This is a genomic window from Bacillus sp. EB600 (assembly GCF_024494385.1).
In the GTDB taxonomy this organism is placed as follows: domain Bacteria; phylum Bacillota; class Bacilli; order Bacillales; family Cytobacillaceae; genus JAEVLT01.
This window is the reverse complement of record NZ_JAEVLT010000040.1, coordinates 1-13,237: the sequence shown is the minus strand read 5'-3', so window position 1 is coordinate 13,237 and position 13,237 is coordinate 1. Positions and strand designations below refer to the sequence as shown.

Here is a 13,237-nt window from a genome sequence, read left to right as displayed (position 1 = left end):
TGCCTGCTGCCCAAACCTTTTATTTAAGCCGAATTCTTGGTAATAAAGTATGGTTCGATCAAAAAAAAACACCCAGACGGGAAGCTGTTGGACTTAGTTGTTGATGTTACAGCTGTCCGGCCACGGGTCATTGCGGCAAAAGTCAAAACAGGAAATAAAATACAGATGATTGATTTTTCAACATTTTCGATTACAAAGAAAAAAAACCAATATTTACTTGAATGCAAAAGCGTGGTGGAAAAGGAATTTACTTCAGAAACTGCTTTATGCTTGTTAAACAAATTCTCGATAAGCAAATTGTTGATATGGATGGAAGGAAAGTCGTGCGGGTAAATGATCTTAGGCTTGCCATCCTGTCCACCGGTGTTTATTTACTTGGGGCGGATATTGGCTTTGAGGGACTGCTCCGAAGGCTTGGAGTTGCTAAACCATTAAAGCATCTTCTTAAACCCCTTGGAGTCAATATTCCAAGTCGATTTCTGCTTTGGGATGAGGTAGAGGCGATTGATTTTTTTCGGCACGGAATCAAGCTCTCGAAATTCTATTCGAAGTTGGATACCCTGCATCCCTCCGATTTAGCCGATATTCTTGAGGATTTAGATAGAACAACACAGCTTGCTGTCTTTTCTTCATTAGAGGCTGAGAAAGCAGCGGATGTTCTGGAAGAATTAGAGCCTGAGGCACAGTTGAATGTAATCGAAAATCTGACAGTTGAGGAAGCAGCCTTCATGTTGGAAAAAATGCCAACAGACGAAGTAGCCGATATTCTTGTGGAATTGGACGATGAACAGGCAAGTGCAATTTTAAGCAGTATGAATCAGGATGCCTCTGAGGAAGTTCGTGAACTCATGGATTATCCTGAAAAATCAGTAGGCAGCTTAATGACTACTGATTTTATTTCTTTTCACGAAGACATGACAATAAGGGGAGTGATTGGAGAGCTTCGCAGGCTGAAGCCTGATCCGGAGTGCATGTATGATTTATATGTTGTTGATCATCAGGATCGGTTGATTGCCTTTCTTTCGCTGCGCGATTTGGTTTTGGCTGAACCGGAGACAAAGCTGGATGAGATTATGAACCGTGACATCATCTATGTCAGTGATGATGAGGAAATTGAAAACCTTAATGAAATCATTTCAAAATATAATCTCCTTGGTGTGCCTGTTGTCGATCATCGCATGACCCTTATCGGTATGGTCCATATCAACGACGTCGTACACAATCTGCTGAAAGCAAGAAGAAGGCGCTAGAAAGGATGGGGAATATGATTGCGAGAGTAGCGAAAAAGCCCGGTCTGTGGAAAAAAGTGCTCATCTTCTTCTCACTTGTTGGACCAGGGGTGATTACGGGAAGTGTGGATAATGATGCTGGTGGTATCACAACCTATTCCGTTGCAGGTGCATTGTACGGCTATAATCTTTTGTGGACATTGATTCCTGCCTTTATTGTGCTGTTAATCATTCAAGAGATGAATGCCCGGATGGGGGTTGTAACAGAAAAAGGGTTGGCAGACCTCATCAGAGAAAATGCCGGTGTAAAGGTAACTTTTTTTCATTTTTCTTGGTTTACTGCTGGCGGATATAAGCAATACGATGACAGAATTTGCCGGGGTCGCGGGCAGCATGGAGATATTTCATGTTCATAAATATATTGCCGTTCCGCTTGCCGCGTTGGCCGTTTGGGTGCTGGTGGTAAAGGGGACGTACCGGTTTGCGGAAAAAATCTTTCTTATTTTTAGTGTGGCCTTACTATCTTATATTGTTTCTGCCTTAATGGGAAAACCAAACTGGCCGGAAATCGGGACGGCGATGGTTCATCCTAAGGTTGCTCTAAACTTTAATTATGTGTCAACCGTTATTGGTTTAATCGGTACAACCATTGCCCCTTGGATGCAATTTTATATGCAATCTTCTGTGATTGAAAAAGGGTTGAAGGTAGAGGAGTATAAATACACAATCATCGATATTATCGTGGGCTGCGTGGCCACGATTGTCGTCGCCTTTTTTATTATCGTAGCCTGCGGATCGACTCTTTTTGTCAATGGGCATGGTACACAGATTACTGATGCCAAAGATGCGGCACTTGCCCTAAAGCCTTTTGCTGGGGCGATGGCTTCCCAGGTGTTTGCCTTTGGACTCTTCGTCGCCTCGATTTTCTCAGCGACGATCCTGCCGGTTGCCACTGCGTTTTATGTGTGTGAAGCGTTTGGCTTTGAGGCCGGTATTGAGAAAAAGTGGCGGGAAGCTCCCCAGTTTTACTGGCTCTATACGGTGATTTTACTTATTTCAGCCGGGATTATTTTAATTCCAAATGCGCCGCTGATCGAAATTACTTTGTGGTCGCAAAGGATTAATGGCATCCTTTTACCAGTGATTCTTATCTGTATGATGCTTTTAGTGAACAATCAAGAGGTAATGGGAAAATATACAAATAAACTTTTGAATAACATCATTGGCTGGGCCACCATCGTCATTCTCGTGATTTTATCATTGATCCTTGTGGTGTTGTCAGTGTTTTAGGTCCCTAAAGTGATGGAAAATGGCAGGCCCGTTTGTTATTCCGAAAACGTGAGAAAAGAGGAAGAATGATGTTTAAGAAGATGCTAAAATCGTACGATTATACACTAGTGATTGCAATCGTCCTGTTGTCACTTTTCGGTTTAATAATGGTCTATAGCGCAAGTATGGCGACAGCAGTCCAAAGGTATGGTGTTTCAAGTGATTATTTCTATCAAAAGCAAAAATTATTTCTTATTTTGGCCGCTATTATCTTTGTTTTGACTGCCTTATTTCCATACAAAATATTGAAAAATAAGCGGGTCTTAATGACAACCGTTTTTTCCTCATTAGTTGTTTTAATGATCCTTACGCTTTTCGGTCACGTTGCAGGTGGCGCGCAAAGCTGGATTCGTATTGGCCCGTTAAGTATTGAACCTTCAGAATTCATCAAGCTTTGTGTCATTATTTATTTATCTGCTGTGTATGCCAAAAAACAACATTATATTAATCATTTTAATAAAGGTATTGCCCCTCCGCTAATTTACTTAGGACTGGTTTGTATGCTGATCGCGGCCCAGCCGGATTTCGGTACCGTTGAAATTATTCTCCTGTTTGCGGCAGCGATGGTTTTTTCGTCCGGGATGAGTTTTAAAAATTTCGGAAAACTTGGGCTTTTTGCGGGTATCTCGGCGATTCCTATTGTACTTATTTTTCATAATAAAATTTTTACGGCCAAGCGGATGTCGCGTTTTGCTGTCTTACAGGATCCGTTTAAGTACCAGCAAACCTCGGGCTATCATCTTGCCAATTCTTACATAGCGATAGGTTCCGGTGGAATCAATGGCTTGGGATTGGGAAGAGGAATCGAAAAGCTCGGTTATTTGCCGGAACCCCATACAGACTTTATTATGGCGGTTATTGCTGAGGAACTGGGCATATGGGGTGTTGGGTTTGTCATTCTTATCTTGGCTTATATTGTATTAAAGGGATTTCACATTGCATTGCAATGCAAGGATCCATTTGGCAGTTTACTAGCGATTGGAATTTCCAGCATGATTGGCATTCAGGCATTTATTAATCTTGCCGGTGTTTCCGGTCTAATTGCCCTTGCCGGTGTCCCGCTGCCATTTGTCAGCTATGGCGGATCTTCGCTCATTCAATTGGCGATAGCGATGGGAATTCTTGTTAATGTTTCCATGTTTGTTACATATGAAAAGAAATTTAAAAATAAACAGGAGCAGCTGAAAATTAATAGGGGGAATGTATATCCGATCAGGGACTAATCGACACCAATGGCTATGGCATCTTCATCAATCGCGAACTGCGGATGGTGGTGCCGATTAACAATACCTTTTCTTGAATGCCGGCTCCAACGTAAAAATAGGCTCCAGGCACCACTTTGTTCAGAGGAAAAAGGAAGTTTGAGCTTTTTATACAACGATGGCCAATGGAATTAACTATATTACTCCTCCAATGATGAAATAGTTTCATTTAAATCAAAATCTACTATTGCTTAACGAACAAATTTAAAGGGATTCCTTCCTTTGGTACCTCTTTCATTTTTGTTTTTAATAGAAAGGATCAAAAAATATGGAGAAATATCGTAAGGATTCATTGAATCGTACAAATAAAAGGCGCCAAAAAAGGAAGTTAAAGCCTATTTTTAAACGATTCATTCTATTATTTTTTTCAGCAGCCATTATCATTAGTATCTCTATTTTCTTTTTCCAATCAATTAAAAATTCTAAGGGTGATCAATCAAAAAAGGTCGTAAGTCATGGTTTGAAAAAAAATACCCCCCACCAAAAAGTTAAACTAGGGAAGGTGGTAGATAGTAACAACGCCCCTGCTATTGACGACTATTTAAAAAGTTTAAATTTTAACGGAACTGCGTTAGTTGTTAAGAATAATAAGATTTTGATAAATAAAGGATACGGTTATGCTGATTTTGAAAAGAAACTCCCAAATAATTCGGAAACCGTATACTATATAGGCTCCATTACAAAGGTTTTTATATCAGCCTCGATCATGCAGCTGCAAGCACAAGGGAAGTTAAATATAAATGATTATTTATCAAAATATATCTCTGACTTTCCTAATGGAAATCGCATTAAGCTATATTATTTATTAACTCACACTTCTGGTATCCCTGAACACTCAGAAACCAAGCAGGAAATTTCCCATATAGATTTAATCACGAAAATCGGACAAGGTCATCTGAAATTTCCACCGGGGACAAAATGGAATTACAGTGATTCTAACTATTCCATACTCGCGTACATTGTCGAAAAAGTAACGCAAGAACCGCTCGATGCTTATGTAAAGGAACATATTTTTAATAAGGCAGGCATGAAACATACTGGCTTCGGTGATTACTTTTCCCATGAACCTTATATCTCAACGGGATATAAGGTAAAGGATAACTCAATGATCTCACCGTCTCTACCTGACATGTCTGAGCTGTTTGGCTGCGGAGATATTTATACGACTCCATATGATATGTATTTGTTTGATAAAGCTCTTTATAATGGAGAATTGTTCTCAAAAAGCAGTTTAAAGCAGTTTTTTACCCCATTTAAAAATAATTATGCTTTTGGTATGTATAGGGATCCTGGAAGCTATTCGGATCACGGTGTACTGCCAGGGTTCAACAGCTTAAATAGCTTTAGCAGAAGTGGAAATGAATTTGTTGTGTTATTGTCCAATGTACAAAACGGAGTGAAATCATTAGGTGTTGCGAATAATCAGATTTATAGTATTTTACGAGATAAACATTTATAGTAAATGCTTTCTCAAGTAAACGGGCGCATTTATTGAAGAGATTCGGCTCTCTAAAAAATAGTGGTTTTTTCCATATATTAATATGTATTTTTCTTGTGTTCTGAATCTCAAAAACGATTGTTTTTGAGATTTTTTGTTTTAAACAAATTTTGAACGAATTATTAACCTTTTTAGTGTTTCAAATGTCACTTTTGACGTTGCACTTATTTTAACATTAAAACCAAGCTGCCTTTACAGTGAAGATTAGCTAGGTTTCTAATTGCAGATTGGTAGGTAATAAACTCGTGAGTTAGATTTATTTAGGAAGTTTCAGTTGATTTCTGTTTTTTCTAGAAAGGGCAGTGAATAAAAAATTTTTACTTCCGCTTTTTGCTTGCTAATTGAACACATTCATGTAAATCGGTTTAGTTTTGTGGCATGAGGGACATCAAACGTGGTTTTTACACACTAACAATCTAATAACCTCGCTTTCAATAAAATTTCGATTCATTTTATTTATATGAAAATACTAGATTTTTAAGAGACAATATTTTATCTATGATTAAGAATTGAACAGCCTAAGCATGGTCTGTTTGTGTAATACATAAAAAATTCCGGTTATTATTATTCCTAACCGGAATTTTTTTAATTTTATTATGCTGTATTTTTTAATGTATATTTCAATTTTACCGGAGGAATTTTGGTTTTTAGAAATGGAATAACCCAGCGGTCTAATCCAATTTTCGCAGCATTAAAGCCTGCAATTAGGATTAAGATCTCAATGAGAACCATTTGTGGATTTGTGCTAGTAGTTCCTGAGAACATATAAGAAAAATTCATAACTGCCCCCATTAAAGCTGCGAAAGTAGTGAAAGTACCTAAAATAAGTCCTACACCTACAAGAAATTCTCCCCACGGAACTAAAACATTAAATAAACCTACATTGTGGATTGCAAATCCATTCAGAAAATCGGCCCACCTGGGTTGTACAGCTGAATGTTCTCCGGTTGCCTTCTTAATTACACCTGCAAGGAACCCACTTACGTCAAATCCTCCTGAAATTTTCCCCCATCCGGCATGCAGCCACTGCCATCCAATATATAGACGCAGTACTGTCAGTATGTAGGATGCGAAACGATTTGTTCTTAGATATTGAATCATTTAAGATCTCTCCTTTCCAATCTATAGTTGATAATGATAATCATTATCAACTATAGATTATTATCATGTGTTATTAGTGGATTGTCAACTTATAATTCAGAAAATTTTTATAAAAAGTTAATTTTAATACTATTTATTTATGACAATGAGAATCAATATCTTAAAATGATTAGAATTTTTTGAAAAACAAAGGGATAAAACTTATTAAAAAGGGAATATATGGACATAATGGATTTTAGTTTAAAAAGAGAGGTGCAGGACTTGAGAGACGAATTAAAAATACTTTTTCGTATTTTTACAACGACTAGAGATGCTATCGAAAAATTTATCAGTATACTTGATCCAGTAATCCAAAATGCTACTGATGAACACGAACGCCTTTATTATCACCATATCACCGAAGAGGAATAACAGCGGCTGTCTCGTTTAGCTGAGCTGCTCCCACTGATCGGCAAATTTGAACAAGAAAAAGAAGAGCCAGATTTTGTGCAACCAACAACGAATTTAATCGGCTTTTACAGGAATTAAATCTTGAAAAATTTGGATTGCATAACTTCGTAGAGCATCTCGATTTAGCACTCTTTCAATTTACAGATCCCGAGCGAAGTACCCTATTAAAGCAGATGAGAGATGTTTCATACCAAGATTATCAACAAGTAAAGCAAATGCTGACTGAAATAAATGCACGGTTTAATCATCAATATGTGGACCCGCATGCACACCATGACGAAGACCATGGTCATTTGGCTAAACCAGATTCTGATTCTTCACAAATCAAAAATACAATAAAAAAAGAAAAGGGATTTACTGTAGGGAGTTTAATGCGATAAGGGAAAAGGGAGGAAAAAATGAATTATTCATCTTATTCACAGGATTTTCCATTAACAAATCAAGATTTGGAGAGGTTAGAGCAAACTGTCATTGAAGCTGCAAGAAAACAATTGGTAGGACGGCGCTTCATTGAGTTGTACGGTCCGCTTGGAAGGGGCGTACAAAGCATTTTTAATGATATTTTTATGGAAAACTATGAAGCAAAAATGGATTTCCAAGGATCCTTTGATCCAGAGATCGAAACAAGTAAAAGGGTAAATTATACCATCCCCATGCTGTATAAAGATTTCGTTTTATACTGGCGTGATCTTGAGCAAGCAAAAGTTTTGAATATCCTAAATGACTTTTCACCAGCTGCAAATGCAGCCCGAGATGTAGCCATTTTGGAGGACCAGATGATTTTTCACGGATCGAAAGAATTTGATATTCCGGGTCTTATGAATGTGAAAGGCCGATTAACACATTTAATTGGGGAGTGGTATGAATCTGGGAATGCCTTTCAGGATGTTGTGGAAGCAAGAAGTAAATTAATTGAAATGAACCAAAACGGACCGTTTGCTCTAGTGTTATCCCCTGAGCTTTATTCTTTGCTGCACCGTGTACATAAGGATACAAACGTTCTTGAAATTGAGCATGTTCGAGAACTTGTGACCGATGGGGTTTTTCAATCACCTGTCTTAAAAGGAAAAACAGGAGTTCTTGTTAATACAGGAAGAAACACTTTAGATCTTGCTATTTCAGAAGATTTGGAAACAGCATACCTAGGAGATGAAGGAATGAATCATCCATTCCGTGTTTATGAAACAGCTGTGTTGAGAATTAAGCGCCCATCTGCTATTTGTACGCTGGAAGATCCTAAGGATTAATGGATTTAAATGGATAATAGAGTATGGACGGTCAAAATCATTGAAAATGGCACTGTCCTCTGCGAACCAAATGAAAATGAGAAAGAAAAAATAAGGGAAGAAATATATAACGTTTTTCGGTTAGCTTGCCAGGCCGAAATTTTTTCGTACAAAACAAAACGAGGCTCCTCCGGGAACCTCGTTTTTATGCATATATACGATCGTTTATAGGGATAATCTGTTCTTCAAGCGGGAACGGAAGGGACACATTGTGATTTTTTAGTTCATCTACACTGATATCCCTCACAAGTTTAAGTGCTTCCTTCTTAAAGGAATTTGTGATAAACCCGGAATTTACCTGGCATAATTTTTGTAAGTATTGGATGGCATCCTGAAGTAATAATTGTTTTACATGTAGATTATTAAGTTGCCATATTAATTTATGCTGTAATCCTTTAATGACGGCAATTTGGTCTACATGAATCATAATATTTGTTCCTTTTTCATCGATAAAGCCAAGGGACACATATTGACCTTTAGACATGTCAACATTCGTAAATACCGGATTATGGTAGGTTTCACCTGAAGATAGTCGAATGTTATCTGCTTCAACAACTCCGCCAAGTTTTCGGTGGTTGGAAAGGACAGTATGAATGTCTTTTAAACCATATAGTATGTTAAACATGTTGTTTGCTCCCCTTCGTCCAAAATTATCGATTATTAACTTTGATTTTATAGATAATGATAATCATTGTCAATTAGATTGTTGTTTCCAGAACTATTATAAAAAAGATTGATAATTTTATAAAGGAGCTGTTTCTCCTGCTATTAGCAATAGGGGATTATATAGCCTCTCAAAAACAATGATAATACCTTTAAGCCCACATCAAAAACAATAGGGAAGACCTTTTTTGACAATAATGTTATGAACTATAGATAGGAAAATGAAGGAAACTTTTAAAAGTATTAAATGATTTATTCCCAAAAGCTCTTGACTAATCAAAATCATTTGAATATACTAATTTTGTGTTTAACTGAGAATGATTTTCAATATGAATACTATAAAATGATCTTGATAAAAAAATAGATTGAAAACATTGGAACCACAATTCATTTTTTTGATATATATTGAGAATGTTTCTTGATAAATTTAAAAATTGGGGAGGATACATACCATGCATAAAACAGTAGGTAAACTTTTGGCGTTAGCTATTATAGGTACTGTTGCTTTATCTGGTTGTAGTGCAGTCAATTCATCTGTGTCAAAGAATGTGAACTCTTCAGCTACAGCTGAAGCTAATGCCCAAAATGGTATCAAGGGCGACATCACAAAATTATTGTCCGCTGCTAATGAATTAAAGAAGGAAGTTTCTTCCGGAGATGGAACAAATATTAAAGGAGCAGGAACGAAATTAGAGGATACTTGGAGTTCAATAGAGGACAGCGTAAAACCAAAACATCCGGATTTATATGAAAACGTAGAAAAGTATTTGAATCCGACAGTAGCCGGTTCAAAAGCTGCCCCCCCTGATAAACAGGCAATCGCAACATTGGATAATCAGTTGATTCAAGTATTAAACGAATTTCTGCAACACGCTGATGCCGATGGAGAAAAGGTTCACATGACGGACAAAGCTGCGACTGACGAATTCAATGCAGAAGAGCAACAAGTAAAAGATGTGTTTAACGGTGTGGGTCTTACCCCGTCTATCTCGAAAGATGGCACAAAAGAATTTACACTTGTGGCAGAGCCGCATATTTGGAACCCTGTAAAGGGGGTTGTTGCAAAGGCATGGACATTCAATGGTCAGGTGGCGGGTCCAACTATCCGCGTGACAGAAGGGGATCGCATAAAGATCAAATTAGTAAATAAGCTTTCTGAGCCGACGACTATTCACTGGCATGGACTGCACTTGCCAAATGATATGGACGGCGTGCCTGACGTTACCCAATCTGCTGTTCAACCAGGGCAATCGTTTACTTATGAATTTATAGCAAGTCACCCCGGAACGTTTATGTACCATTCTCACTATGATGATATGAAACAGGTCGGAAGCGGGTTATATGGAGCCTTCATTATTGATCCTAAGGATCCAAATGCTGAGGCGAAATATAATCATGATTATACCATGATTTTGAGTGGCTTCCATGTAAAGGGAACGATGGAAGATGAGGAAGATTATTTTACCATTGATGGACGCAGCTATCCAGATACCCCGCCAATGGTCGTGAAAAAAGGGGAAACTGTAAGGATTCGGCTTATCAATATCGATCCGACAGAATACCATACCATGCATTTGCACGGGATGGACTTCCAGGTAATTGCAAAAGATGGCCATTCTTCAAACAATCCCCAGGAAATGAACACACTGTCAATTGGGCCTGGAGAAACGTATGATATTGCTTTTAAAGCAGATGCCGTCGGTACTTGGATGTTTCATTGCCATGTGTTGGATCATACGATGAATGCAGAAAACAGTTTGCATATGGGTGGACTTGTAACAACAGTAAAAGTAGTTGAATAATAAATAAAAGGTGTCGCCAAATCATAAGGTGACACCTTTTATTATGCTCATTTCTAAAATGATTTGTTGCTCTTAATAGCACTTTACTTTCTCTCCACCTACATGAAAATATAAGGACTAAGCAGTGATTTTCAACAAAAGGGCGTGTTTCTTGAAATTTCAGCTCTCGAAATAAAAATAAAGTCAGTTGAGAATGCCATTTTTTCTGTGTTATAAATCTCAAAAACGACTGTTTTTGAGATTTTTTGTTTTGAACTAATTTTGAACGATTTATTAACCTTTTTGAACGGCTCTGTACAAGAAATCGCAAAATGATTAAAAAAGTTAAAAATCCTTATAACTGGGTTGCCTTAAGGCAACCTTTTGTCTTTATGGCTAATAACGAACTTAAAATATCCTAATTTATGTGTCTATTTAACGTTCGTTTTATAGAATTATTTTATGTACATAGTATAGACGAGTTTATAGACGTATACAATAACCCTTCTTAGTTTTTGTTGTTATCTTTGCTGTTCTTCTAAAAGTGTTCATAAAACGAATGGTCAAGGGGACGAAATTCAATGATTATTGGATATGCAAGGGTGTCAACAGAGGATCACCATTTAGATATGCAAATTGGAGCAATCGAAAAATATGCAGCAGATAAAACGATCGTTTGTTGCTGTTTTCTGAAAAAGAAAGCGGACCGGGAGGAATTAAAAAAAGCTTTAGACCAATTGCAGCAAGGAGATACTTTTTTAATTTACAAATTAAACCGTTTAGCCAGATCAACAAAGCAGCTTTATGAAATCCATGAGGATCTGGATAAAAGAGGGGTAAATTTTGTTTCTTTAAGCGATAGCATAGACACGAATACGGCAGTTGGAAAAGCTATGTTAATTAAAACCTCTTGCACTTTCATTAACATCACCTCCAAACTTAATAGTGATGTATTTCTGTATTTCTTTCTATATTAACTATAATTACTATTTTTCTTTACTGAATATATGGAGTATTTAAAGATACAAAAAAGGCGTAGTATCTAACATTATTAACGTTAAATACTACGCCTTGAAATACTGTATATATTGGCAGTTTAGTTTAAGTACAATCCTTCACAAAGTTAGAATAAATAATGAATTCATTCAAACACAAATTAACAAACTAAGACCAAATGATTCGCACATGAGGTGGGTATGATGAATCGGGTCGGAAAATATGCCATTCAAGAAGATATGGACGAAACGGAATTGTTAAAAATGGTACTTGAACTTCCAGAAAAAGATAAAATGTTAATGTGGTCAGAGGGGTATTTCGACCTTGTTATTGATAAATTACCGGAGTATGGTAAGGATATTTTGGTGAATCGTAAAGATAAATGGGAAGATACGAAAGCCTATTACAAAGACCAACTTGACGACATCCTTTTAAAAGAAGAAGTAAAAATGAAAATGAAGAGCGAACGAAAAGAATTCGCTCTTTTTATCATGGAGAATTTTAAGGAGTTTCAATCTTTACTCTTTTTGTGTTATGACGGCAATTTAAAAGACGTTGATTTAAGAAAATTCGTTTACCGGAAGAGATATGGAACAAGAAAAAATTATTTAAAATAAGAAAAAAATAATGTATTTGTGTGATCGTAGGAGTAATTATTGATTTAACTCGTAGGAAATTAAATGTATGTGTATTATTTCACTTAAAGTATACCAGTTAATAGTTTGTCAACATTTTTCAATAAAATATTTTAAACAACCATGGTATACAAAAAGGATCATGCCAAATAACCTTCCACTATCTTATTTTTGGAAGGTTTTGTTGTATTTAGATATATATAGTTTCTAAGCTATAACTTGGAAAGTAGTTCTGTTTTTTAGTAAGGCGTAAATCCAGTGTAAGAGTTTATTTACACAGGCAATAATGGCTACTCTGAAGGGTTTTCCTTCTTCACGTTTCTTATCGTAAAACTCTCTTAGTCTTTTATTACGTGCTATGATCTCATCAGTCGTTTTCTTTTTACGGGCATCACGAATACCACTTTGAACAGCCATATACAAGGCATGACGAAGCGTACAAGAACCTCGTTTGGTAATTCGATTTACTGATGCTGTAAACTTACCAGAAGAGTAAACGCTTGGATCTACTCCAGCGAATGCAACGAGCTTTTTGGCATTATCAAATCGATCTATCTCACCAATTTCGGAAATAATCGTGGCGGCGATTTTTTCTCCGATTCCAGGGATAGACTGGAGTATATGATATTCTTCAATTTCTTTAGCAAGGGCATCTATTTCATCTGCAATCTTAGATAGATGCTCTTGATATTGGAGAACGATCTTGACTAATAACTCAAGATTAAAAATATTACTCTGACTTTCACCTTTTGAAACATCCAGACCAATGACTGGATTCATAATCAAATCTCCTCCTCTGTATTTAACAATTGTCGGTATCCCCTAAGGCTTCTTGTAATGTCATAGGTTCGCTTGCTAAACGGGGTCCTTGTCCCAACCAGCCTAAAACACGTTTATACAAGTAGGGGGTGAACAGTTTACTTGACGGAATATTGTTCCACGGGTACGACGTTCTACCCCGACTACCGTTATAATAAGACCATGTAGAAAAAGGTCAACCAGAAAAT

General features: G+C 37.0%; 14 protein-coding genes and 1 pseudogene. 12 read left to right on the top strand and 3 right to left on the bottom strand.

Annotated elements, in window-relative coordinates:
* The first annotated feature begins 87 nt into the window (after positions 1 to 87).
* From JN080_RS24105 to JN080_RS24080, 6 genes are all read left to right on the top strand, one after another.
* On the top strand, positions 88 to 333 hold the full coding sequence (locus JN080_RS24105; RefSeq protein ID WP_256238530.1) for a hypothetical protein: 246 nt from the start codon (positions 88 to 90) through the stop codon (positions 331 to 333).
* Entirely contained in the window at positions 324 to 1,250 is a 927-nt protein-coding gene (locus tag JN080_RS24100; protein ID WP_256238529.1) for a magnesium transporter, read from the top strand. The genes JN080_RS24105 and JN080_RS24100 overlap by 10 nt, the downstream gene beginning before the upstream one ends.
* Before the next feature lie 14 nt (positions 1,251 to 1,264).
* Positions 1,265 to 1,645 carry a divalent metal cation transporter gene (locus JN080_RS24095; protein WP_256238528.1) on the top strand — a complete coding sequence of 127 codons (381 nt, stop codon included), beginning with the start codon at positions 1,265 to 1,267 and terminating at the stop codon, positions 1,643 to 1,645.
* Positions 1,593 to 2,519, top strand: coding sequence for an NRAMP family divalent metal transporter (locus tag JN080_RS24090; RefSeq protein ID WP_256238527.1), 927 nt, complete (start codon positions 1,593 to 1,595; stop codon positions 2,517 to 2,519). The genes JN080_RS24095 and JN080_RS24090 overlap by 53 nt, the downstream gene beginning before the upstream one ends.
* A 68-nt stretch (positions 2,520 to 2,587) precedes the next feature.
* Positions 2,588 to 3,781, top strand: a complete 1,194-nt coding sequence (locus tag JN080_RS24085; protein ID WP_256238526.1) for an FtsW/RodA/SpoVE family cell cycle protein — start codon at positions 2,588 to 2,590, stop codon at positions 3,779 to 3,781.
* Positions 3,782 to 4,088: 307 nt separating this feature from the next.
* Positions 4,089 to 5,279: a serine hydrolase domain-containing protein gene (locus JN080_RS24080; RefSeq protein ID WP_256238525.1), complete on the top strand. Its 1,191-nt coding sequence runs from the start codon at positions 4,089 to 4,091 to the stop codon at positions 5,277 to 5,279.
* A 633-nt stretch (positions 5,280 to 5,912) separates the two neighbouring features.
* Here the strand turns inward: JN080_RS24080 and JN080_RS24075 are convergent.
* The gene (locus JN080_RS24075; protein WP_256238524.1) at positions 5,913 to 6,419 is read right to left on the bottom strand and encodes a DoxX family protein; all 507 of its coding nucleotides are present in this window, start codon (positions 6,417 to 6,419) and stop codon (positions 5,913 to 5,915) included.
* A gap of 228 nt (positions 6,420 to 6,647) precedes the next feature.
* On the opposite strand from JN080_RS24075, the gene JN080_RS24070 reads away from it, so the two are divergent.
* The 3 genes from JN080_RS24070 to JN080_RS24060 all read left to right on the top strand — a co-directional run bounded on the left by JN080_RS24070 (position 6,648) and on the right by JN080_RS24060 (position 8,116).
* Positions 6,648 to 6,830 carry a hypothetical protein gene (locus tag JN080_RS24070; protein WP_256238523.1) on the top strand — a complete coding sequence of 61 codons (183 nt, stop codon included), beginning with the start codon at positions 6,648 to 6,650 and terminating at the stop codon, positions 6,828 to 6,830.
* A 134-nt stretch (positions 6,831 to 6,964) separates the two neighbouring features.
* Positions 6,965 to 7,249 (top strand): hypothetical protein, encoded by a 285-nt coding sequence (locus JN080_RS24065; RefSeq protein WP_256238522.1) that lies wholly within the window; start codon positions 6,965 to 6,967, stop codon positions 7,247 to 7,249.
* A gap of 18 nt (positions 7,250 to 7,267) precedes the next feature.
* The gene (locus JN080_RS24060; RefSeq protein ID WP_256238521.1) at positions 7,268 to 8,116 is read left to right on the top strand and encodes a family 1 encapsulin nanocompartment shell protein; all 849 of its coding nucleotides are present in this window, start codon (positions 7,268 to 7,270) and stop codon (positions 8,114 to 8,116) included.
* A gap of 184 nt (positions 8,117 to 8,300) precedes the next feature.
* Here the strand turns inward: JN080_RS24060 and JN080_RS24055 are convergent, their stop codons facing one another.
* Positions 8,301 to 8,780 carry a hypothetical protein gene (locus tag JN080_RS24055; RefSeq protein WP_256238520.1) on the bottom strand — a complete coding sequence of 160 codons (480 nt, stop codon included), beginning with the start codon at positions 8,778 to 8,780 and terminating at the stop codon, positions 8,301 to 8,303.
* A 490-nt stretch (positions 8,781 to 9,270) separates the two neighbouring features.
* Here JN080_RS24055 and JN080_RS24050 point away from each other — a divergent pair, with 490 nt between their 5' ends.
* The 3 genes from JN080_RS24050 (at position 9,271) to JN080_RS24040 (ending at position 12,212) form a co-directional block, all read left to right on the top strand.
* Positions 9,271 to 10,620, top strand: a complete 1,350-nt coding sequence (locus JN080_RS24050; RefSeq protein WP_256238519.1) for a multicopper oxidase family protein — start codon at positions 9,271 to 9,273, stop codon at positions 10,618 to 10,620.
* A gap of 560 nt (positions 10,621 to 11,180) precedes the next feature.
* Positions 11,181 to 11,576, top strand: a complete 396-nt coding sequence (locus JN080_RS24045) for a recombinase family protein (protein WP_256238518.1) — start codon at positions 11,181 to 11,183, stop codon at positions 11,574 to 11,576.
* 222 nt (positions 11,577 to 11,798) lie between these two features.
* Positions 11,799 to 12,212, top strand: a complete 414-nt coding sequence (locus JN080_RS24040; protein ID WP_256238517.1) for a hypothetical protein — start codon at positions 11,799 to 11,801, stop codon at positions 12,210 to 12,212.
* Positions 12,213 to 12,437: 225 nt separating this feature from the next.
* Here the strand turns inward: JN080_RS24040 and JN080_RS24035 are convergent.
* Positions 12,438 to 12,965: pseudogene (locus JN080_RS24035) on the bottom strand (IS110 family RNA-guided transposase); the annotation flags it as partial.
* Positions 12,966 to 13,237: the final 272 nt, after the last annotated feature.